At 71.9% G+C, this 21,158-nt stretch carries 11 protein-coding genes; 2 read left to right on the top strand and 9 right to left on the bottom strand.

The genetic code is table 11. The features are described from left to right. Positions 1 to 13: 13 nt before the first annotated feature. The 6 genes from AB5J55_RS39830 to AB5J55_RS39805 form a co-directional block, all read right to left on the bottom strand. Entirely contained in the window at positions 14 to 7,354 is a 7,341-nt protein-coding gene (locus AB5J55_RS39830) for a MupA/Atu3671 family FMN-dependent luciferase-like monooxygenase (RefSeq protein WP_369275303.1), read from the bottom strand. Continuing rightward, positions 7,351 to 10,659, bottom strand: a complete 3,309-nt coding sequence (locus tag AB5J55_RS39825) for a type I polyketide synthase (RefSeq protein ID WP_369275302.1) — start codon at positions 10,657 to 10,659, stop codon at positions 7,351 to 7,353. Before AB5J55_RS39825 ends, AB5J55_RS39830 begins: the two co-directional genes overlap by 4 nt. Continuing rightward, a complete protein-coding gene (locus tag AB5J55_RS39820) occupies positions 10,659 to 11,918 on the bottom strand; it encodes an MFS transporter (protein ID WP_369275301.1) in 1,260 nt (419 codons plus the stop codon). Before AB5J55_RS39820 ends, AB5J55_RS39825 begins: the two co-directional genes overlap by 1 nt. A 565-nt stretch (positions 11,919 to 12,483) precedes the next feature. Then, positions 12,484 to 14,391: an acyl-CoA synthetase gene (locus tag AB5J55_RS39815; protein ID WP_369275300.1), complete on the bottom strand. Its 1,908-nt coding sequence runs from the start codon at positions 14,389 to 14,391 to the stop codon at positions 12,484 to 12,486. Continuing rightward, a complete protein-coding gene (locus AB5J55_RS39810; protein WP_369275299.1) occupies positions 14,388 to 15,347 on the bottom strand; it encodes a fumarylacetoacetate hydrolase family protein in 960 nt (319 codons plus the stop codon). Before AB5J55_RS39810 ends, AB5J55_RS39815 begins: the two co-directional genes overlap by 4 nt. Further along, the gene (locus AB5J55_RS39805; RefSeq protein WP_369275298.1) at positions 15,344 to 16,471 is read right to left on the bottom strand and encodes a VOC family protein; all 1,128 of its coding nucleotides are present in this window, start codon (positions 16,469 to 16,471) and stop codon (positions 15,344 to 15,346) included. Before AB5J55_RS39805 ends, AB5J55_RS39810 begins: the two co-directional genes overlap by 4 nt. Before the next feature lie 138 nt (positions 16,472 to 16,609). Between AB5J55_RS39805 and AB5J55_RS39800 the strand changes: the two genes are divergently transcribed. Further along, positions 16,610 to 17,260: a TetR/AcrR family transcriptional regulator gene (locus AB5J55_RS39800; protein ID WP_369275297.1), complete on the top strand. Its 651-nt coding sequence runs from the start codon at positions 16,610 to 16,612 to the stop codon at positions 17,258 to 17,260. A gap of 188 nt (positions 17,261 to 17,448) precedes the next feature. After that, positions 17,449 to 18,075, top strand: coding sequence for a TetR family transcriptional regulator (locus AB5J55_RS39795; RefSeq protein ID WP_369275296.1), 627 nt, complete (start codon positions 17,449 to 17,451; stop codon positions 18,073 to 18,075). 14 nt (positions 18,076 to 18,089) lie between these two features. Here the strand turns inward: AB5J55_RS39795 and AB5J55_RS39790 are convergent, their stop codons facing one another. Genes AB5J55_RS39790 through AB5J55_RS39780 form a run of 3 tightly spaced genes read right to left on the bottom strand, consistent with a single transcriptional unit; the run spans position 18,090 to position 21,104 of the window. Beyond that, the gene (locus tag AB5J55_RS39790) at positions 18,090 to 18,947 is read right to left on the bottom strand and encodes an NAD(P)H-binding protein (protein ID WP_369275295.1); all 858 of its coding nucleotides are present in this window, start codon (positions 18,945 to 18,947) and stop codon (positions 18,090 to 18,092) included. Between the two features lie 25 nt (positions 18,948 to 18,972). Next, positions 18,973 to 19,827, bottom strand: a complete 855-nt coding sequence (locus tag AB5J55_RS39785; protein ID WP_369275294.1) for a transferase — start codon at positions 19,825 to 19,827, stop codon at positions 18,973 to 18,975. Beyond that, positions 19,827 to 21,104, bottom strand: coding sequence for a glycosyltransferase family 4 protein (locus tag AB5J55_RS39780; protein ID WP_369275293.1), 1,278 nt, complete (start codon positions 21,102 to 21,104; stop codon positions 19,827 to 19,829). The genes AB5J55_RS39785 and AB5J55_RS39780 overlap by 1 nt, the downstream gene beginning before the upstream one ends. Between the last annotated feature and the right edge of the window lie 54 nt (positions 21,105 to 21,158).

The following is a 21,158-nucleotide window of genomic DNA, read 5'->3' as shown; positions in this document are numbered from 1 at the left end:
CCACGGACGGGTGTCATCGCCCTAGCGCCCGGTCGACCTCCTCACTCAGGAGGGCGACGTAGTCGCGGGTCCAGCCCTCGATCGTGCTGCGGTCCCACAGGTCGGCCGAGTACTCGACGAAGCCCTTCAGTTCGTCGCCGGCCGGGACGAGCCCGAAGGTGAGTTCCGTGCGGGCGGCGGCGGGCGCGAGGTCCTCGATGGCCGTGGTCAGACCGGGCAGTTCGACCTCGGCGTCCAGAGAGCTCTGGTAGGCGAAGCCGACGTCCAGCCGGTCCGGCACGTCCACGCCCGTGCGCTCCCTCATCGCCGGGGCGATCCGGCGCACCGGCAGGGCCCGGTCCATGCACTCCACGGTCGTACGGGCGACCTGGTCCGTCAAAGTGGCGAAGGAGCCCGTGACGCCCTGCCGCACCGGCAGCGCGAAGCCGGTGACCGTGCAGGCCAGCAGGGATTCGAACGCGCGGCGCTCGCGGTTGGCGTAGGAGACGTTGAACACGACGTCGGACTGCCCGGACTTGCGCGCGAGCATCCGGCCCAGCGCCGCGGCCGTGACCACGAACGGCGTCGTCCCCCGCTCTCTGGCCAACCGCTCCACGGCCGCCCGTGCCTCGGCCGGCACAGTGAACATCACGGCGCCGCCCCGCCCGCTCGCGCTCTGCGGCCGGGGCCGGTCCAGCGGCAGGTCGACGGTGAACGGCACTCCGTCGAGCTCGCGCAGCCAGAACTGCACCTTCCGCTCCTCGCCGGCCTCGTCCACCTGCTCCTGCTGCCACCGGGCGTACGCCACGGGCTGGCACTGCACGGGCGGCAGGGCGGGGGGCTCGCCCGCCGCGGCCGAGCCGTAGAGCGCGGCGAGTTCCTTCAGCAGCAGGCTGACGGACCATCCGTCGCAGGCGGAGTGGTGCAGGACGAGGAGCAGCGACCATGTGCTCTCGCCGGTACGCAGGAGGCGCAGGGACATCGGAATCCCGCCGGTGGGGTCGACAGGCGTCTCCGCCGCCTCGGAACTGGCCCGGTCCAGGGCCGCCTGCCGTTCCGGCGCGGGCAGCCCGGTGAGGTCCTCCACCGGCAATTCGACCGGGCGGGGCCGCAGCACCTGCTGTTCCCAGCCGTCGCCGCTGCGGGCCAGGCGGGTCCGCAACCCCTCGTGCCGCTCCACGAGCCCGGTCAGGGCTGTGCGCAGGGCTGCCACGTCCAGGTCACCGGTGAGGGTGAGCCGCAGGGCGACGTTGAAGACCTGCGGGAGGCGGTGGTCGGCGTGCACGGTGGCGAAGCGGGACTGCTGCACGGTGGCGGGTGCGCGGTGCTCCACCGTGCCTCCGTCGTCGTCGGCCTCGGGCGAGGGACTTGCGGAACCCGGCTCCGCCGTCTCGCCCGCCGCCGCGGCCAGTCGGGCCGTCATGGCCCGCAGCGTCGGCTCCTGGTAGAAGCTCAGCATCGGGTACTCGGCGCCGAAGTCCTCCCGGACCCGGTTGACCAGCCGCATCGCGGTGATCGAGTGGCCGCCCAGGTCGAAGAAGGAGGCGTCGGCCGCGATGCCGTCGGCGTCGACGCCGAACTCTTCGGCCCACAGCTCCCGAACCCGCCGCTCGAGGCCCGTCAGGTGACCGGCGGCGGGTGCTTCGCCGACGGCACTCGGCCTGCGGGTGGGCGCGGAGGTGACCAGGTCGGGTGCCGGCAGCGCGGAGCGGTCCAGCTTGCCGTTGCCGCTCACGGGCAGGGCGGTCAGGACGCGCCACGCGCGCGGTACGAGATACTCCGGGAGCCGGGCCGCCAGTTCCTCGGCCAGCAGATCGGCGTACGCCTGCCGGTCGTCGGCTCCCTCTCCGATCGGGTCGGCAGGGACGGCATAGGCCGCGAGGTACGCGTCACCGCGGTCGTTGCGACGGGTCAGTACGGCCGCCTCGCGCACGCCGTCCAGGGCGTTGAGCGTGCGGGAGACCTCCTCCGGCTCGACCCGGAAGCCCCGGATCTTCACCTGGTCGTCGGCCCGGCCGCAGAACTCCAGCTTCCCGTCCCCGGTCCAGCGGACCAGGTCGCCGGTTCGGTACCGGCGGGCGTCCGGGCCGCCGTCCGGGTCCGGCGTGAACCGCTCGGCGGTGAGTTCGGGGCGGTGGAGATAGCCGAGGGCCACACCCGGTCCGCCGACGTACAACTCCCCCACCGTGCCGACGGGGACCGGGCATCCCGACTCGTCGAGCACGCTCAGCCGTACGTTGTCCGCCGGGCGTCCGATCGCGATCGGCCGAGTGGGGTCGTCGCTGTGCGCGGCGACGGTTTCCGTCGTGCACAGCACGGTGGTCTCGGTGGGCCCGTAGACGTTCACCGTCTCGTACGGCGCCTCGGGGCGCGGCCTGGTGCGCAGTACGTCACCGCCCAGCAGGAGGTGACGCAGGGGCGGCTGCTCGTGCGGAGGCAGCCCCAACAGCTGTTCGCCCAGGGCGGTGGGGAGGATGGAGAAGGTCACGTGCTCGCGGGCGTACCAGCGGGCCAGGGTCAGTGGATCCCTGCGGATCTCCTCTTCGGCGATGGTGACCGACGCTCCCGCGGTCAGTGCGGGCCAGATCTCCAGGATCGAGGCGTCGAAACTCTGGCTGCACACGACGGCACCGCGGTCGGCCGAGGTGAACGCGAAGCGCCGGTGGTGCCACTCGCACAGGTCTAGGACAGCGCGGTGTGCCAGGACGACGCCCTTGGGTGTGCCGGTGCTGCCCGATGTGTAGAGGACACAGCACGGGGCCCGGTTGTCGGTGGCGGACGCGGAGCGCGGCGGGTGGGGTGCGGTCGCGGTCGCGTCGGGGGGTACGACGGTCACGCCCGGCGGCAGCTTCAGAACGCCCGCCTCACCGGGCGCCGACACCAGGGTCCGCGCCCCGCACTCGGCGATGACCTGCTCGGCGCGCACCCGGCCGAGCGACGGATCCAGCGGGACGTAGGCGAGGCCCGCTCTGAGTGCGGCGAGCATGGCGACGACGAGTTCGGCGGAGCGCGGCAGCCACAGCGCCACGACCTCGGCACCGCCATCCGTGGCGGGCTGTTCCCGCAGGACAGCGGCCAACTGCTCGGCTCGGTCGTTCAGTTGGCGGTACGTCAGCCGGGTGTCTCCGCTGATCACGGCGGTGCTGTGCGGCCGAACGGCCACCTGCCGGGCGACCAGGTCGTGGACGGTGGTGTCCACGAGCGGGCGGGACGGGCCGTACTGCCAGGAGCTCGGTACGGGCTCACCGACGGCGGCGGTGTCGACGGGCGCCGGGGCGAGCCGGGACAGCGGCGCGTCAGGGGCGTCGACCGCCGCCGTGAGCAGGTCCCGGAAGGTGGCGAAGAACCCGTCGACCGTCTCCTGGTCGAAGAGGTCGGTGTTGTATTCCAGGTGGCAGCGGATGCCCTCGGGCTGGTCCGTGAAGTAGACCGTGAGGTCGGTCAGGGACTTGTCCGGGCCGGCGTCCAGCGGTGTGGCCTCGATGTCGGGCAGGTCGAAGCGGAACGGTTCGGCGCGCTGGAACTCCGCGAACGCCTGGAACACCGGTGTCCGCTCGACGGTCCGGGGCGGGGCGAGCTCGCGCACCACGGTTTCGAACGGCACGCGCGCGTGGTCGTACGCGTCGAGAGCGACCGTGCGCACGCGGTCCAGCAGTGTGCCGAACGCCGGGTCGCCGGACAGGTCGAGGCGCAGCGCGAGGGTGTTCACGAAGAACCCGAGCACATGCTCGGCCCGCTCGGGCCGGTCCGAGATCGGGGTGCCGACGACGATGTCCGTCTGCCCGGTGACCCGGTGCAGCATGGCGCCGTAGCCGGCGAGCAGGGTCATGAACAGGGTGCTGCGCCGGGCGCGGCTCAACTCCCGCAGTCGTCCGGAGAGTTGCGAGTCGAGGGTGTGGAAGACCGCCCGGCCGTTGGAGGTCATCGTCGACGGGCGTCGCCGGTCGGTGGGCAGGGCCAGGACGGGCAGGTCGCCGTCGAGGGTACGGCGCCAGTGGGCCAGGTCCTCCTCGGCCTCGGGGCTGCTCGCGGACGCCGCCTGCTCTCTGGCGTGGTCGGCGTAGCTCCAGGTGAGCGCGGGCAGGTCGGGGGTGGTGCCGTCGCGTTCGGCGCGGTAGAGCGCGGAGAGGTCGCGGGCGAGGACGGTGGCGGAGGCCGCGTCGACCACGATGTGGTGGAGGGACAGCACGAGGACGTGCTCGGCTTCGGCGAGCCTGACCAGCCGGGTGACGAACAGCGGGCCGTCCGCCAGGTCGAAGCGGCGTGCGCTCTCCGCGGCCAGGACGTCCCGCAGTGCGGTCCGCGGGTTGCCGGTGCCGTCGACGAGCTCGAAATCGGGCTCGACCGGCGACCCCTGCACCACCTGTCGTGGCTCGCCTCCGCTCTCGCGGAAGACGGTACGGAGCCCCTCGTGCCGTGCGACGAGGCCGCGCAGTGCGGCGCGCAGAGCCGGGATGTCGAGGGGGCCTTCGAGGCGGATCGCCTTGACCTCGTTGTAGGCGGTACGGCCCGGGAGCAGGCGCTCCAGGAACCAGATCCGCTCCTGGCCGGGCGACAGCGGCGCGTCGGCGGGGGCGGAAACAGCAGCCCGCCGGTACGTACGGCGCAGCGCGTCCAGGTGTGGCAGGCCCTCGCGCAGTTCGTCCGGAGCGACACCGAAGTCGACGAGGGCGACGATCTCGTCGGCGCCCGCCGCGGTGACCGCGTCCACCACCGGGCGGACACTGTCCACCGTGCCGATCAGCGCGCGCTGGTCGCAGTAACGGCCGTAGGCCCGGCGGAACACCGCGTCCAGGTCGTCCTCGCTCAGCTCGGCCAGGTCGACGTTGTGCCCGAGGCTGTTGGTGACGCCGCTGAACACGGACAGGGACGCGCGCATGTAGCGGGACAGCGGTTCGTACGCCTCGGTCCGCGCGCTGTCGTGGTCGTCGGCGAGGTAGGTGTGCAGCAGGACGGCCACCCGCCCGGCGTCCGGGTCCAGGCCGTGCTGGGCCCGGGTACGCCGGTAGCGGGCGATGTTCTCCCCGAGCTGTTCGACGCTCTGGGTCATCAGGTTGGTGACGATGCCCAGGTCGTGGCGGGCGGCGAGTTCGAAGGAGGCGGGGTTGCCGACCACCGCGGTGTACATGGGCGGGGCGTCCTGCACGGGACGCGGGAAGAGGCGTACCTCGGCCTCGCCGTCACCACTGGCCCGGCGCACGGCGTCGCCGCGCCAGAACTTCCTTACCTCCTCCAGCTGTTCGTACATCAGCTCCTTGTGCCGGCCGAAACGGTCGGGGAAGAACACGAAGTCCTTGGCGCTCCAACCGCTGGCGACGCCTATTCCGACCCGCCCGCCGGACAGGTTGTCCACCATCGACCACTCCTCGGCGACCCGGATGGGGTCGTGGAGCGGCAGGACGACGGAGCCCGCGTTGAGCCGGATGCGTTCGGTCTCCCGGGACAGCGCGGCGGCGAGCACCGCCGGGTTGGGGAAGAGGCCGCCGAAGGAGTGGAAGTGGCGCTCGGGCATCCACAGCGCGTGAAAGCCCTGCTTGTCGGCGAACCGGGCCACGTCCATCAGGAGTTCGTACTGGCCGCCCTGCCGTGGCGCGGAGGAGTCCTGGGGGTAGTCGCCGAAGAAGTAGACGCTGAAGTCGGTGGTGCGGGCGGCTGGTTCGCTCGCGGATGCCTTGCGGGAGTCGGTGACGGCTGCGGCGTTCCAGGCCATGGAGGCGACTGGGGCGGGCGCTGCCGGGGGGACGGCCGGTTCCGGCCTGGGTTCCGCTGCCTGGCTCGGTGCCGGTGCGGGTGCCGGTTGCGATTTGGGCGGCGCGGCCTTCGGCGGCACCGGCCGCCCGCCCGGGAAGAAGCCCGCCGTCCGCAGCTCGCGCAGCGAGTCCCGTACGGCGTCCGCCACGAACTCGATGTCGCCGTCCGTGTGGGCGGTGGACAGGAAGAAGTTGCGCCACTCCCACACGTGCACGCCGCGCAGCATCAGGTGGTGGTAGAGAAGCTCCATGTCGGCGCGGTGCTCGAAGCGGAACTGGGAGCCGAAGTGGCTCATCCGCAGCGGGAATTCCTCGGCCTCGAAGAAGCCGTTGAGGTTCGCGGCCAGTTCGGCGGTACGGGCGTTGAGCCGCTCCTGGAGGCGCGGGCTGTGCTCCTTGAGGTGGGTCAGCACGGCGCGCGCGGCGACCATCGACACCGGGTGCTGGATGTACGTACCGCCGAAGAACGTGGTGTCGGCGGGCGGGTAGCTGTCGTCGCCGTAGGACCAGTGGCCGCCGTCGACGCCGTCCATGATGTCGGCGCGGCCGGCGATGGCCCCGATGGGGAAACCGCCGCCGAGCAGCTTGCCGTACGTGGCGAGGTCCGGCGTGACGCCGTACAGGTCCTGCGCGCCGCGCAGCGCCGGGCGGAAGCCGGTCAGCATCTCGTCGAAGAGCAGCACGATGCCGTGGCGGCTGGTCAGCTCGCGCAGCTTGCGTACGAACTCGACGGGCCGCAGGGAGGGGTGCCTGCTCTGCACCGGCTCCACGACGACCGCGGCGATGTCGTCCGCTTGCCGGGCGATCGCCTCCAGGGCGGCGTCGGTGCCGTAGTCGAGGACCAGCAGATCGGAGACCGAGGCCTGCGGGATGCCGCGGGAGACGGGCACGGTGACCTGATCGGTGCCGCTGCCCGAGGTGCGGCCGAGGACGTTGTCGGCGTGGCCGTGGTACGCGCCCAGGAAGGTGACGATCTTGTCGCGGCCGGTCGCGGCGCGGGCGAGACGGATGGCCGCGGAGTTCGCCTCCGTACCGGAGTTGGCGAAGGCGACCCGCTCCAGACCTGTCAGTTCGGCGAGGAGTTCCGCCGCCTCGCCGGTCTCGACGTTGCGCGGGCCGAGCTGGATGCCCCGGGACAGGTGCTCGCGCACGGCCTCGGTGACGAAGCCGGGTTCGTGGCCGAAGAGGAGGACGCCGAAGCCCATCGTGATGTCGACGTACTCGTTGCCGTCGACGTCCTGGAGCCGCGCGCCGCTCGCCCGGTGGCCCGCGATCGGGTACAGCATCTCCTTCGTACCGCTGCGGAAGCCGACGACGGCACGGCTGTCGGCCAGGACGCGGCGGTAGCGCTGGGCGATGCTCTTGGAGGTCGGGGTCCTTGCGGTGTAGCGGCGTACGAGGTCGGCCAGGTGCTCCTGCTGGGAGTCCGGTGAGACGTCCTGGACCATGCCGGAGGTCCTCGCGACCGTCACCCGGGGGCCGTGGACGCGCGGTACCTGCGGCGACCGCTGCTCCGGGACGGAGGCGCCGGCTCCGCCCATCTGCTCGGCGATGCGCTGCGAGAGTTCCGCCATCGCCGCCAGGTCCTGGTCCAGTGCGGCGGATATGCCGTGCAGCCCGGTCACTTGCCCACCTTGCCGTTGAGCCGCTCGGTCACCGAGGCCGTCTGGAGGGCCAGCAACTGGGAGAGCTGGGACATCATCTGCAGTTGTATCTGCGATATCTGCTGGAGTTTGCGGGCGAGGTCCTCCAGTTCTTCGCGGGTGGCGTACTCGGGGGCGGCCGCGGGGGTGACGGGCGCGGGTGCGGGAACCGGTGCGGCCACCCTGGGCGGCGCGACGGGCTCGGGAGCGGCGGGCTGCGGAGCGATGGGCTCAGGAGCAGCGGGCGCGGGAGCAGGTGGCTCGGCGGCGACCGGCTGCGCCAACCCCGCCCCCGGCATGCGGGCGACGATGAACTCCGCGAGCCGCCGCGGCGTACCCGTCTCCTCGAACAGCTGCCGCATCGTCACCTTGACCCGATGTTCCTGCTCCAGCTCCCGCAGCACGCTGATCATCTGCAGCGAGTCGGCGCCGAGGTCGAAGAAGGACGCGTCACCGACGATCGCCGACGGCTCCTCGCCGAGGTGCCGCGCCGTCGCCTCGACGATGCTGTGAAGTACCCGCGCGACCGCTGCCTCTTGCTGAACCACTTCGGCTCCCTCTCTCGCTGGTGTTTCTGTGCTCAGGGCCGTCAACTCCGGCCCTGTCCAGTGGTCCTTGTGCTGGAACCGGTATCCGGGCAGCGGGATACGCCTGCCGCCGCTGCCGGCCAGCAGCACCCGCCAGCCGACGTCAGCCCCGGCGCAGTGCAGCCCCGCCGCCGCACCCCAGAGGGCACCGAGCCCGGTCCCCCGCCGCAGGGACGGCAGCGACTTCACGGCGGGCAGTGCCCGGCGGGCCAGACCACTGAGGTTGGTGTGCGGCCCGATCTCCAGCAGGGCGTCGGGCCGCCCGGCTGCGATGCCGCGCAGTGCCTCGTCGAAGCGGACGGGCTCGCGGGTGTGCCGTAGGAAATAGTCGGCGTCCGGGGTCCAGCCGGGCGGGCGGGTCATGCCGTCGAGGGCGCTGACGAACGGGATCCGTACCGGCTGGAAGACGACGTCGTCGAGGATCTTCCGGAACTCCTCCAGCATCGGTTCCATCAGCGCGGTGTGGAAGGCACGGGTGACCGTCAGCCGCTGCCCCGGCGTGCCGCGCTCGTCCAGCAGGGCGCACGCCCGTTCCACGGCCTCGACCGGCCCGGCGAGCACCTGTGCGCGTTCTGCGTTGATCACGGCGGGCTCCAGGCCGGGCACTTCGGCGGCCAGGGCGAGGGCGGCCTCCCGGTCCAGCGCCGCGGCCACCATCGCGCCGGGGGCACAGCGTTGCTGCATCAGCCGGCCGCGCTCGGTGGTGAGACGCAGACCGTCGTCGAGCGACAGGGCTCCGGCCGCGTACAGCGCGGCGTACTCCCCGACGCTGTGCCCGGTCACGGCGTACGGTTCGATACCGGCGTCACGCCAGAGCCGGACGAGGGCGCACTGCAGGGCGAACAGCGCGGGCTGCGTGGTGTCCGTGCCTGCGAGCGGCCCGTCGGGCGTCTGCTCCGGCGCCCGCTCCCCCGATGCGTCTGACGCCCGCAGCGCCGCGAGCAGTGAGTCGCCGGTGAGGTCGCGGTAGTGGTCGTCGCAGGCGTCGAGCACCTCGCGTACGACGGGAAAGCGCTCGTGGAGGGCGTCGGCCATACCCGGGTACTGGCTGCCCTGCCCCGTGAACTGGAACGCCACGCGCGCGTGGCCCTCCGCCGGCGTCGTCCCCGCCGCGACCGTCGCCCCGGCCGTTCCGGCGAGCCAGCCTTCGAGGGCGTCGGCGAGGGCGGCCGGGGTCGTGCCGCGGACCGCCAGCCGGTGGCGGCCATGGACGCGGCCGAGGGCGGCGGTGGTGACCAGGTCCGCCAGTTGGGGTGCCGGCGGCTGCCGTAACCGGTCGCGGAAGGCTCGGGCGTTGTCCGCGAGGGCGGCCTCGCTGCTCGCGGAGACCAGCAGCACGTCCGCGGGGGCCGCGGCGTCGGTCCGGGGAGCGGGCTCGGGGGCCTGTTCCAGGACGAGGTGGACGTTGGTGCCGCCGACGCCGAGCGAGGTGAGGCCCGCGCGGCGGGGCGCGTCGCTCTCGGGCCAGGGCCGGGCGGTGCCGGGGATGTAAAAGGGGCTGTGGTCGAGGTCGAGGCCGGGGTTGGGCTCGCTGAAGTTCGCCATCGGCGGGATGACCCCGTGCTTCAGGACCAGCAGGGCCTTGACGAGTCCGGCGAGGCCGGAGGCCGCGTCGAGGTGGCCGATGTTGGCCTTGGTCGAGCCGAGGGCGCAGTAACCGGTGCGGTCGGTGTCCTCGCGGTAGGCGCCGGTGGCGCCGTCGAACTCGATCGGGTCGCCCTTGAGTGTGCCGGTGCCGTGGGTCTCCAGGTAGCCGATGCTGTCCGCGCCGACGCCGGCGCGCCGCAGGGCCTGGCGGATGGCCACGCGCTGGCCCTGGGCGCTCGGGGCGGTGAACGCCTTCTTGTCGGCGCCGTCGTTGCTGATCCCCCAGCCGCTGACGATCCCGTGGATCGTGTCGCCGTCGGCGACCGCCCGGCCCAGCCGCTTCAGTACGACGGCCAGGACGCCCGTTCCTCCGACTGTGCCGTCGGCTCCGGCGTCGAAGGCGCGCAGGCGGCCGGACTTGGAGAGGATCGAGCCCTTGACGTAGCGGTAGCCGACGACCTGCGGCACGTGCACGGCGGTGGCGCCGACGAGGGCGATGTCGCAGTCGCCCATGAGCAACGACTGTGCGGCGGCCTGCACGCCGACCAGCGAACTGGAGCAGCCCGTCTGGATGTTGACCGCGGGGCCGGTCAGGCCCAGCCGGTAGGCGACCCGGGTGGCGGTGAAGTCGGCGTAGTTGCCGACCGTGATCTGCATGCCGGCCATCCAGTCGGAGGCGGCCTGGCTGGGCAGGACGTTGTTGAGGAGGTAGTTCTGCAGGGTGTAGAGGTGATACCCGGTGCTGGCGTAGACGCCGACGCGGCTGCCGTCCCGTTCGTCCGGGTAGCCGGCGTTCTCCAGGGCGTGCTGGGCGCACTCCAGGAGCATGCGGTGCTGGGGGTCGGTCAGCCTGGCCTCGCGGGCGCTCATCGCGAAGTGCTGGGCGTCGAAGCCGGCGATGTCTTCCAGCACTCCGGAGGCACCGACGAAGTCAGCCGCCCGGTACTCCTCGCCGGGTACACCGGCGGCGTCCAGCTCCTCGTCCGTGAACCGGGTGATGCAGTCCGTGCCGTCACGGATGACACGCCAGAACTCCTCCGGCGTGTTTGCGCCGGGCAGCCGGAAGGCCATGCCGATGACGGCCATCCGCGGGTCGGGGTCGCTCATGGTCATCAACTGCGTCCCTCCGCCACCGTCGGTCTGTCCTGGCTGACCGTTTCCTCAGCGCCTTGGTCACCTGTGCGTCCCCGGCGCAGAAGCAGCAGGAGCAGCGCGCCGCAAAGGATGATCGCGAGGCCGTGGAAGGAGGCGACGACCTGCAGCGGCGAGAACGTCTCCAGCAGGGCGCCGCTCACGAGCATGCCGAGGCCGAAGCCGGTGTTCTCGGCCGAGGCGGAGAGCCCGAAGAGGCGGCCGCGCTGCTCGTCCGGGGCGGCCTGCAGCCGCGACACGTAGACGATCTCGGTGAACCCGTCGGCGGCTCCGGCGACGAGCGCGGCGATGACCGCGGGCACGGTCGGCAGCCCGCTGAAGACGACGATGAACCCGGCCGACATCACGCAGGCGCCGAGCGCGAACGCCCGCTCCCCGGGTGTGCGCCCGGTCTTCTTGGTGACCCGGCCGATCACCTGCTGGACGACGATGTTGCCGATGGCCCAGGTGGCCCAGAACTGGCTGATGAACGTGGCCGGATGGTCGGGGTCCAGGCTGCTGGAGTAGATGGGCAGGGCGACGTTGTGGGAGGAGGAGCCCAGCCCGTCCACCGCCCGGATGGCGATCATCGCCATCAGCAGCGGGGCCGTGGCCAGCAGCATCCGCGCCGTCCAGCGCGCGGCGCCGGAGGACTCCCCGGAGCCGCCGCCCGCGGCGTCCTTCACCGCCCTGGTGCGCACGGGCAGCAGGAACAGCACCGTCGCGGAGACCAGGAAGGACGCGGCGTCCAGGGCGAACGCCGCGGAGTAGCCGAGCTGGGCGACCACCACACCCGACGAGGCGAACCCGGCGATCATCGCGAGCGAGCGCCCGGTCACCAGCAGCCCGTTGGCGCGCACCCGGTGCTCCGCGCCGACGATCTCCGGGATGCTGCTGCGCAGGGCGACCTGGGAGAGTGTCGAGCAGCCGCCGGTGACCACGGCCAGGACGTAGAGCAGCCCCACGCGGGTGGCGTCCGGTGCGATCAGCAGGGTCAGCAGCGCCGCGGCCTGGCACAGGTCTGCGCCGACCATCAGGCGCTTGCGGTCGTAGGCCGAGACGAGACGGCCGCTCACCCAGCCCGACACGACACTCGTCGCCAGGCGTACGGCCATGAAGAGGCCGGCGGCCAGCGCGCTGTCCGTGGCGTCGTAGACGAAGACGTTCAGCGCCACCATGTTCAGGTAACTGCCGTACGCCGAGATGCCGTTGCCCAGGACGAGCAGCCGGAAGTACCTCATGCACCTTCCCCTGGTCTGCAAGAAGGGTGTGAGTGGTGTGCGAGGCCGGGATGCGTCGTCCGCGCGCTCAACGGCGGGGCGGAGTCGATACGGACGGCAGGCCCCGGGACGTTCGCCCGTCGCTTCCGCCGCGCGGGAAGCGCTGCCGCGGTGTCCGATCCCCGTTCATCAGCCCCGGCCGCTGCCGCCCCGGCGGGGCGCACACCGCAGTCGCAGGGCGCGTCCACGCCCCCTTGCCGGCCCAGCACAAACCATTCCCCCTATGCGCCGCCGGTCGGCGGCCAATGGTCCGTCAGCCAAGCAGACCCGGACACGGGGGTTCAAGGCTCAAGGGGAGGTCTAGACGACTTCAGGTCCAGATTTGGCGAGTTCGGGCATCAGATTGCGCCAAATCTTCGGGTCGTTGCGCCCCGGCACGGCGATCGTACGGTTCAGGACAGACCTTGACCGTGGGTGGAACACCCGTGCCGGACGATGGAGCCGCCGACCGGCCGTCCCCGCGGGCACCCTCATCAAGGTCGAATGAGGGCACTCCGGAGACGGCCGGTGCGCGGGATGAAGTGCCTCAGCCCTCACCCGGCTGCTGTCCGGCGATGCGGCACGGCACCGCGAAGTTGCCGACCCGCCGCTCGACTTCGGCCCTGGTCGCGGCGGGTGCCGAGGCGCGCAGCGTGACGGTGACCGTCACAGACCCGGAGTCGGCCACGGCGCTGACGTCCGCCACGTCGTCGATACCGGTGAGGGCGTCGGTCAGTACGCGGCGGGCGGCGTCGGCTCGCAGGGGAAGCTTGTACGGCTTGCCGACCGCGGTGACGGGGAGCGCGTCGAGGACGCGGACGGCCTTGGGTGCGGCGGCTGCCTCGCCGACGTGCACGGCGGCCCAGGCGAGGAGGTCGTCCTCGGCCACCGTGGGGTCGGCGAGCGTCACGTACGCCACGGGCACCTCCCCCGCCCTCCGGTCCGGCTGTCCGACGGCCTGGGCGCCGGTGACCGCGGGGTGCGCGAGCAGGGCGTCCTCGATCGCCCGGGGGTCGATGTTGTGGCCGCCCCGGATGATCAGGTCCTTCGCGCGCCCGGTGAGGTGGAGGAAGCCGTCCTCGTCGAGGTAGCCGAGGTCTCCCGTGTCCAACCAGCCGTCGACCACCCGGCCCTGACTGCTGATCAGGTAGCCGTTGTCGTCGCGGCCCTCGACGTAACCGGGGAAGACCGTGGGGCCGCTGACGAGGATGGCTCCCACCTCACCGCTCGGCCGCTTCTCGGCTGTGGCCGGGTCGACGATCCTGATGCCCTGGTACGGCAGCCGCCGGCCGACCGAACCGGGCCGGCGGACCTCCAGGAACCCGCGGACGCTGGCGCAGGTCGCCTCGGTCAGGCCGTATCCCTCCAGCAGCGGAATTCCGGTCGCCGTCTCGAAGTCGGTGCGCACGCCGTCGGGCAGCGCGGAGGCGCCGACCATCGCGCACCGCATCGAGCCGATGTCGGCCCCGTCGACCGGACACGTGGCGAGAACCGCGTACACCGTGGGCACGGCGCTCATGGCGGCGATCCGGTAGTGCTCGACGATGCGCCAGAACTCCGCGTACAGCGTGATGTCGCGGTATCCCAGCGGTCCGGCCCACACGACCCGCTGGCCGCGCAGCAGCGGTGCGAGCAGCGTGACGACGAGTGCGTTGACGTGGAACAGCGGCAGGGCGGCGAAGACGACGGAGTCCTCGTCCAGCACGGAGTTGGCCGCGATCATCCACGCGTCGCTGACCTCGTTGGTGTGCGTGTGCGCGGCGAGTTTGGGCGCCCCGGTCGTGCCGCCGGTGTGGAAGAAGGCGGCGAGTTCGGTGGCGGTGGGCGGCTCGCCGACGAACCGGTCGCGCGGGCGGTCGGCCGCGACGTCGGCGAGGCGGGCCACGGTGGCGTTCTCCACGGCGGGCAGCGCGGCGGGCTCCTGCCGGTCGGCGGTGGGGCGCAGCACGAGCACGTGGTCCACCAGGCCCCGGCGGGCGAGTTCGGCGCTGGTGGCGAATGCCTCGGGGTCCAGTTCCGGGGAGGCGGTGATGATCACGCGGGCGCCGGCCCGGTGGACCAGCTCGGCGACGTGGTCACGGGCGAGCGCCGGGTTGACGGGGGTGACGATGCCGGCGAGCTGGGCGGCCAGGAGCGCGGTGACGAGCTCGTCGCAGTTCGGGGAGAGCAGCGCGACGGTGTCGTGGCGGCGGACGCCGAGGCGGTGCAGGGCGTTGGCCGCCTGATGCACATCGGCGAGCAGGTCCGCGTAGGTGCGGTTCCGGGGCGTGCGCCAGGACTCCGCGTCGGGCAGGACCGTCAGCGCGGTCCGCTCGGGCCACTGCTCGGCCGCTCGCCGCAGCGCGTCGTACGAGGTGCCGGGCAGCCCTCGTGCGGCGAGCGGCGTCGCCTCGATGACGGCCAGGTCGTCGGGGTGGTCGTAGCGTGGCCACGCCATGGGGGTCTCGGTGGTCACGCGTACCTCACCTTGTTCTGCTGGGTGCCGAGGTCGATGTCGCCGTCGGGGGTTCCGATGGACAGCTCCAGTACGTCGCCGTCGTGGAGGTATTTCGGGTTCTTCGCCTGGGAGTTGAAGAACGCCTTCCACTTCATCGCCGGCGGCAGGAGCGCGCCGATGATCTCCACCGGCTTGGGCGGCGCCTTGAGGGCGGTGCCGCCCGGGGTGCCGGTGAGGACGAGGTCGCCGGGTGCGAGGGCCTGGAAGCGGGAGAGCTCCCGCAGGGCCTGCAGCGGGCTGTAGATCATGTCGGTCAGGTCGCTGTTCTGGCGGATCTCGCCGTTGACCTTGAGGACGAGCCTCAGCTCGGCCAGACGGTCCAGCTCCGCGGCGTCGAGCAGGACCAGGGCGGGGCCGACCGGGGTGAAGGTCGGGTAGGACTTGGCCTCGTAGAACTGGGTCTTGGGCAGTTGTACGTCGCGTGCGGAGACGTCGTTGGCGATGACGAGGCCGGCGATGTACTCCTTCCAGTTGGCGGCCGTCACGGTGGTGCCGACTTCGAGGGGACGTCCGATGACCAGGCCGAGCTCGATCTCGTAGTCGAGGAACCGGACGTGGGCCGGCTTCACGATCTCGTCGAACGGGCCGCTGATCGAACCCGAGGTCTTGCGGAAGAAGGTCAGCGGGACGGTCTCGGGGTTCATGCCCGAGTCGCGCACGTGGGAGACGTAGTTGGTCATCTGCGCGACCACCCGGCACGGCGCGCCGACCGGGGAGACGAGCGGGAGTTCGGCGATGCGTCGCGGCTGCGCCGACCCGTTGCCCGAGCGGGCCTCGGCCAGGGCCATGTGGACCGTGACCACGTCGTCGATGAGTTCGGCGGTCGTCGTCGCCGACGTCTCGACCGGGACGGCGCGGTGCTCGTCGAGCGCGACCCACCAGGCGTCGGCGGTACGGAGGACGGAGAGGGTCATGAGGAAGCCACTTTCAGCAGGCCGCGAAGGCGTTCGAGGTCGAACTCGTTGTCGTCGTTCCGGAGGGCGGTGATGATCGAGCGCAGCTCGGCCAGGGATTCGCGGCCGGGCGCCATGCCCATGAAGTCCTTGGTGGCCGGCGGACCCCACTGCGCCAGGCCGGAGGCCGTCATGGGCGCCCAGCCGGGCTCCAGGGTGTGGTCGAACATGTCGCTGTCGGTGAAGTGCTCGACGAGGAGGCCGTCGGGGTCGCGCCAGTAGTCGAAGATCTGGCTGCCCTGGATGTGCCGGCCGATGCCCCACGAGCGCCGGTAGCCCGCGCCGAGCAGGTGCTCGCCGCCGGCGGCCAGCGCGTCGAGGTCGGTCACCTCGTAGGCCGAGTGCACATACCGGTCGGAGGGGCCCAGCGTCAGGGCCAGGGTGTGGTGGTCGGTCAGGGTTTTGCCGCGGTCGCAGCGGATGAAGCTCATGGTGGGGCCCCGCTCGCGCTGGCCCTCGTAGTAGAGGAAGTCGCTGACGATCAGGCCGAGGTGCTCCAGGTACCAGTTCAGCGTGCGCAGGTAGGTGGTCGTCTGGAGGACGACGTGCCCGAGGCGCCGTACGCCGGCCGGTTCGCGCGGCGGGCGCTGGGTGGTGTTGGTCCGGTCGAGGCCGCCGCCGAAGTTGAACGACTGCGACCGTTGCCCGGGCACCGCGGGCAGCTCGTCCGTGTCGGCGACGACGCGGACCCGCAGGCCGCTCGGGTCGAGCAGGTCCACGACCGCCCCGCCCAGGGGCGCGGGCAGCGGATGCACCCGGGTGCCGGCGGTGTCGGCCAGTCGCAGCAGGTCGCGGGTGTCGGCCGCGCGGAAGGCCGGGCCGCGGAACCGTGACTCCCGACCTCTACGGATGATCACGCACGGGGCGCCGGCCCGGGTGCCCCGCAGGTGCAGCTCGCCGCCGTCGCGGTACGACGTGACGAAGCCGAACGCCCGGGCGAAGGCCTCGGCGCGGTCCAGGTCGGGCTTGCAGAACTCCAGCCACGCGATGTCGTGGACCTTGATCACCGGGTTCGCCGCCCGGCCCGGATGCTCTCCGGGGAGCGCGCCCTGCTCGGAGTGCAGGTCGTTGTGCGTGCCACCCACGGTCACCACCTCCTGAAGAAATATTCACTTCCGAACTTGCCGTCAGTCAATAGAACTGAAGAAACCTTCAGGAAACAAGTGCGGGGCGGCTAGAGTGCGGGGTGAAGCGAGTGACGGGGTGGCATGGAGGATGGTGTGATGGCCGAGCGGACCGCATCCGGGCGAGTCGACCGGCGCAGGGCACGGACGCGCACGGCGCTGGTGGGCGCGGCTCAGCGACTGCTGGCCGAGAGGCGGACGGACGTCCCGATCCTGGAGATCACCGAGCTCGCCGACATCGGGGTCGGCTCCTTCTACAACCACTTCGACAGCAAGGAAGAGCTCTTCCGCGTCGCGGTCGAGGAGGCGCTGGAGTGGTGGGGCACGCTGATGGACCGCCTCACCGCGGACATCGAGGACCCCGCGGTCGCCTTCGCCCAGAGCTTTCGGCTGACCGGCCGGCTGCACCGCCGCCACCCGGAGCTGAGCCGCGTCCTGCTGAGCCAGGGGCTCGAACTGGCCCACTCCCAGCGCGGTTTGGCGCCCCGCGCGTTCCACGACATCCGGGTCGCGGTGGACGCGGGGCGGTTCGAGGTGGAGGACCTGGACCTCGCCCTGACGATGACCGCGGCCGCGGTGCTGGCGCTGGGCTCCTTGCTGCACGCACAGCCCGACCGCGACGACGCCCGGTCCGCGGACCTGGTCGCCGGCAGCCTGCTGCGGCAGTTCGGGATCCCCGCCGACGAGGCCGCGCGGATCTGCTCGCTCGACCTGCCGGACCTCGACGTGGTGGACACCCTGGTCGGCTGACCCGGCACCGCTTCCGCTGTACCGGCACCGCTCCTGCGGTACCGGGCACCTCTCCTGCGGTACCGGGCACCTCTCCTGCTGTACCGGGCACCTCTCCTGCTGTAGGGGATGCTCCAATTAGAGTGGACGCATCAGGACATGATCGTTCACAGGGGTCCGTCGGCCCTGTACGACCGGAGGGGCACCCCATGACCAGGCCGGAGACGGCGCGCAAGAAGCGCGCCAACGGGGTGGAGTCACGTCAGCGCATCCTCGACGCCGCCGTGGAGATCGCCGGTGAGCGCGGCTACGACGGCACGTCCATCGCGGCCGTCAGCGCCAAGTGCGGGCTGCCGGCCAGCTCCATCTACTGGCACTTCAAGGACAAGGACGACCTGATCGCTGCGGTCATCGAGCGTAGCTTCGAGGCCTGGCTCACGGCCGTCGAACTGCCGGGCGAGGAGACCGGTACGCCCCTGGAGCGGGTGACCGCCATGGCCGCCAACGTGGCCAAGTCACTCGTCGACGCACCGGACTTCCTCCGCCTCGGCCTCATGCTCGCCCTGGAGCGCCGCCCCACCGAACCCCGGGGCCGCACGGCGTTCCTCCAGGTCCGTGACATCACCCACCGGAAGATCGCCGAGGTCGCCGCCACCCTGTTCCCCGGCCTGGACGAGCAGGCCGTGGACACCCTCACCACGTACGCCGTCGCCGGGGCCGACGGCCTGTTCGTGCACCGCGAGGTCAAGGGCGAGACTGTCGACCTCGTGGCGTTGTTCGAGCTGCACGCACGGCTCGTCCACGACGCGGCGACCCGGATGGCGGCGCGGCGATAGCCACCGCGCGAGGCCTAGGACACGGCCCCGCCTGAGCGTGCCGTGAACTCGCGGGCGTGCTCCGCCGCCCACTGTCCGAAGGTGCGGGCCGGTCGGCCGGTGACCTTCTCGACGGTGTCGGCGACCGTACGGCCCACCTCCGGGGTGTTGCCGTAGGCCTCCAGCAGGAAGCCGATGACGTCCTCCGGGTGACCCGCGGCCCGCCACTGGGCGACTGCCTGCTCCTCCGTCAGCTCGACGAGGGCGATCTCCCGGCCGCGGGCGGCGGCGACGGCGGTCACCTTTTCGGTGACGGTGAGCAGTTCGGGCCCGGTGATCACGTACTCCTGGCGCCCGTGCCCCTCCTCGGTGAGCGCGACCGCGGCCACGGCGCCGATGTCGCCCTCGTGGACCATGGCGCTGAGCCGGGAGACGAACGGCTCGCGGACCTCGTCCGAGGCCACGACGCCGTCCGCCCACTCAAGGGCGTTGGCCATGAACTCGACCGGCATGAGGACGGTCCAGTCCACCCCGTCGTCCGCCCGCACGGCGTCCTCCAGCGGGGACGGCCCGCCGCCGTGCAGCACGGTGACCCGGCGCACGCCGGCCGCGCGCGCGAGCTCCAGGATGCGCGGACCGGTCTCCAGCGGGGCGAAGTAGGCCCCGCCGAAGGTGATCAGATGGAGGCCGGTGACGCCTTCCAGGGCCGGGACCAGGCTGGCGGGCTCGGTCAGGTCGCCCTGGACGACCTCGACGCCGGCCGGGAATTCGGACTTCGCCGGATCCCGGGTGAGCGCTCGGACCAGGTGGCCGCGGGCGAGCAGCTCGGCGACGACCTGACGGCCGACGGTTCCGGTGGCACCGGTGACAAGAATCTTCTGCGTCTGAGTCATGGAACGACCGTACGGAGGCTTGCGGTCAGGTTCTGTCCGCAAGTATCGAGAGGTCGTTGTCGACCGTGTAGTAGGGCCGCACCACCGAGGCACCGACATCGGCCGCGGGAAAGACGAAGATCTCTTTGCGGTCCGCCACGTCGTCCAGCAGGCGGCCGATCCGGACGGGCGCCGTCCCCTCGGCGGATCCGGGCTGGACGAACAGGTCCCAGACACGACTCCCGGCGCCGCCGCCGGTGACCAACTCGCCGAACTCCGCGGTGAACCGGAACCCCCGGCCGTCGTGCTCCACCTGCGGCACAAGGTCGAGTACGGTGCCGCCACCACCCCGCAGCCGCAGTCGCACGGAGGCACCCTCGGCGAGCGAGACGCCGTGCAGCCTGGCTCTGACCGTCATCGACCGGTCCCTCACGTCGACGCCCTCGACCTCCGCGTGAGCGGCCCGCAGCCACGCCCGCACCGCGAGGTAGCCGTCCTTGGTGACGTACGGAATCCGCACGGCGACCGGCGCCCGCCGGGCACTGCGGTGGCCGTCGACCAGGGTCCGCAGGTCACGCAGCCCGGGGCGCAGGCGCTGTCGTGGCGCGCCTGGTTCGGGGAGCAGATAGACGTCCCAACGGCCCTCGGCAAGCGCGGGCTGCGGATCCAGTACGGCACGAAGACGCCCGTCCTCCGCAGGTTCCAGGTCAAGGGCATGGAGGGTCTTCTCGGGCTGCCCCTTCTTGGGGCGAAGCCTCAGAAGCAGGTGGGCAGTGGTCGGCGGTGACTGCGGGACAGCGGCCGACGGCAACTGGACGGCGAAGCTGATCCGGCCGTCGGTGTCGACCGTGCAGTCGGTGCGCAGGTTCGTGCCACTCGCCGTGCCGGGTTCCATGATCATCACTGCCCCTTCCGTACCGTACGCAGCGCGCGCGAGGCCACGGCATACGCGGTGTCGCGTGCGGCGAAGCCCTGGCTGACCAGGGCTCGCTCTATTCGGCGCCCTATCGGGCCGCCGTCCGGCGCCGGGCCCGGTCGCCCGGTCCCGCGCGCCGCCTTGGCCTCGTCGATCAGGCGCTCGGCCTGCTCCAGGACGGGGACCGGGGCGAACCGGCCCGCGTTCCGGACGGCGGTACGGCCCATCCGCCGGCGCCGCTCGTCGTCGCGGACGAGGTCCAGCAGTGCGGCGGCCAGCGCGTCGGGATCGCCGACCGGTACCAGCCGGCCGTCGACGCCGTCCTTGATGATCTCGCCGGGCCCGTAGGGGCAGTCGGTGCTCACCACGGGCAGGCCGCAGCGCATGGCCTCGACGATGGTCATGCCGAACGGTTCGAAGTTGGACGCGCTCGCGGCGATCGAGCCCTTGACCCACTCCGCTTCCATGGGGGCTGCCGCGCCCATCAGAAAGGCCTTGTCGTACAGGCCCAGGCTCTCGATGAGCTGCCGCAGCCGCGCCTGTTCCTCCCCCTTGCCGTAGATGCGCAGGCGCCAGTCCGGGTGTTCGGCGGCGACCTGGGCGAACGCCTCGATGAGCAGGTCGTAGCGCTTCACCGGGACCAGCCGGCCGGCCGCGACCACCACCTTCGCGGTGCCGTCCGCAGCGGGCAGCACCGGATCGGGGACGCTGTTGGGCAGTGCCTCGACCCGGACGCCGGGCAGCCGCATCTTGCGCCGGTAGGCGGCGGCGTCCGCCTCCGTGACCGTGGTCAGCACGTCGAGCCGGCGGTAGGCGCGACGCAGTGTGGTGCGCAGCCGGGGCGGGTGGTTGTCGAGGGTGAGGTGCTCCTGTCCGATACGGACCACGTGCTCCGGTGCCTGGCGGGCGAGGTGCACGTTGAGTCCCGGCCGGGTGCCGATGACGACCTCGGCGTCGGTCGCCGCCAGGCTCTCGCCGATCCGCCGGTCCGTCAGCTCGCTGTACTGCCGGTAGCGGTACTCGGCGACGGGGAACACCTTCGCCGGTCTGAGATGCAGGGGGTGTTCCTTCTCGTGCCGCAGGTCCACCAGTGGCTTCAAGGACACTCTCGGGTCCAGGGCGAAGTTGGGGCGTTCCCGGTGCCGCAGCACGGAGACGATCTCCACCTCGTGACGGTCGGCCAGGGCGTGGGCCAGGTTGAAGGTGGTGGCGATCGTGCCTCCGATCCCGTAGGCGTTGTGCAGCAGGAAAGAGATCTTCATGGCGGACTAGACCGCGGCAAACACCCTTTAGTTGCCTGTTGTTATATCTCCGTT

The organism is Streptomyces sp. R11 (assembly GCF_041051905.1).
Classification (GTDB): Bacteria; Actinomycetota; Actinomycetes; order Streptomycetales; family Streptomycetaceae; genus Streptomyces.
This window is presented reverse-complemented; position numbering and strand designations above follow the sequence as displayed.

What these genes read in the sequence shown, in the direction of transcription:
- AB5J55_RS39825 (WP_369275302.1), bottom strand. Translation starts at nt 10,659, where the DNA reads ATGACCATGAGCGACCCCGACCCGCGGATGGCCGTCATCGGCATGGCC.
- AB5J55_RS39820 (WP_369275301.1), bottom strand. Translation starts at nt 11,918, where the DNA reads ATGAGGTACTTCCGGCTGCTCGTCCTGGGCAACGGCATCTCGGCGTAC.
- AB5J55_RS39810 (WP_369275299.1), bottom strand. Translation starts at nt 15,347, where the DNA reads ATGACCCTCTCCGTCCTCCGTACCGCCGACGCCTGGTGGGTCGCGCTC.
- AB5J55_RS39800 (WP_369275297.1), top strand. Translation starts at nt 16,610, where the DNA reads ATGGCCGAGCGGACCGCATCCGGGCGAGTCGACCGGCGCAGGGCACGG.
- AB5J55_RS39795 (WP_369275296.1), top strand. Translation starts at nt 17,449, where the DNA reads ATGACCAGGCCGGAGACGGCGCGCAAGAAGCGCGCCAACGGGGTGGAG.
- AB5J55_RS39790 (WP_369275295.1), bottom strand. Translation starts at nt 18,947, where the DNA reads ATGACTCAGACGCAGAAGATTCTTGTCACCGGTGCCACCGGAACCGTC.
- AB5J55_RS39785 (WP_369275294.1), bottom strand. Translation starts at nt 19,827, where the DNA reads ATGATCATGGAACCCGGCACGGCGAGTGGCACGAACCTGCGCACCGAC.
- AB5J55_RS39780 (WP_369275293.1), bottom strand. Translation starts at nt 21,104, where the DNA reads ATGAAGATCTCTTTCCTGCTGCACAACGCCTACGGGATCGGAGGCACG.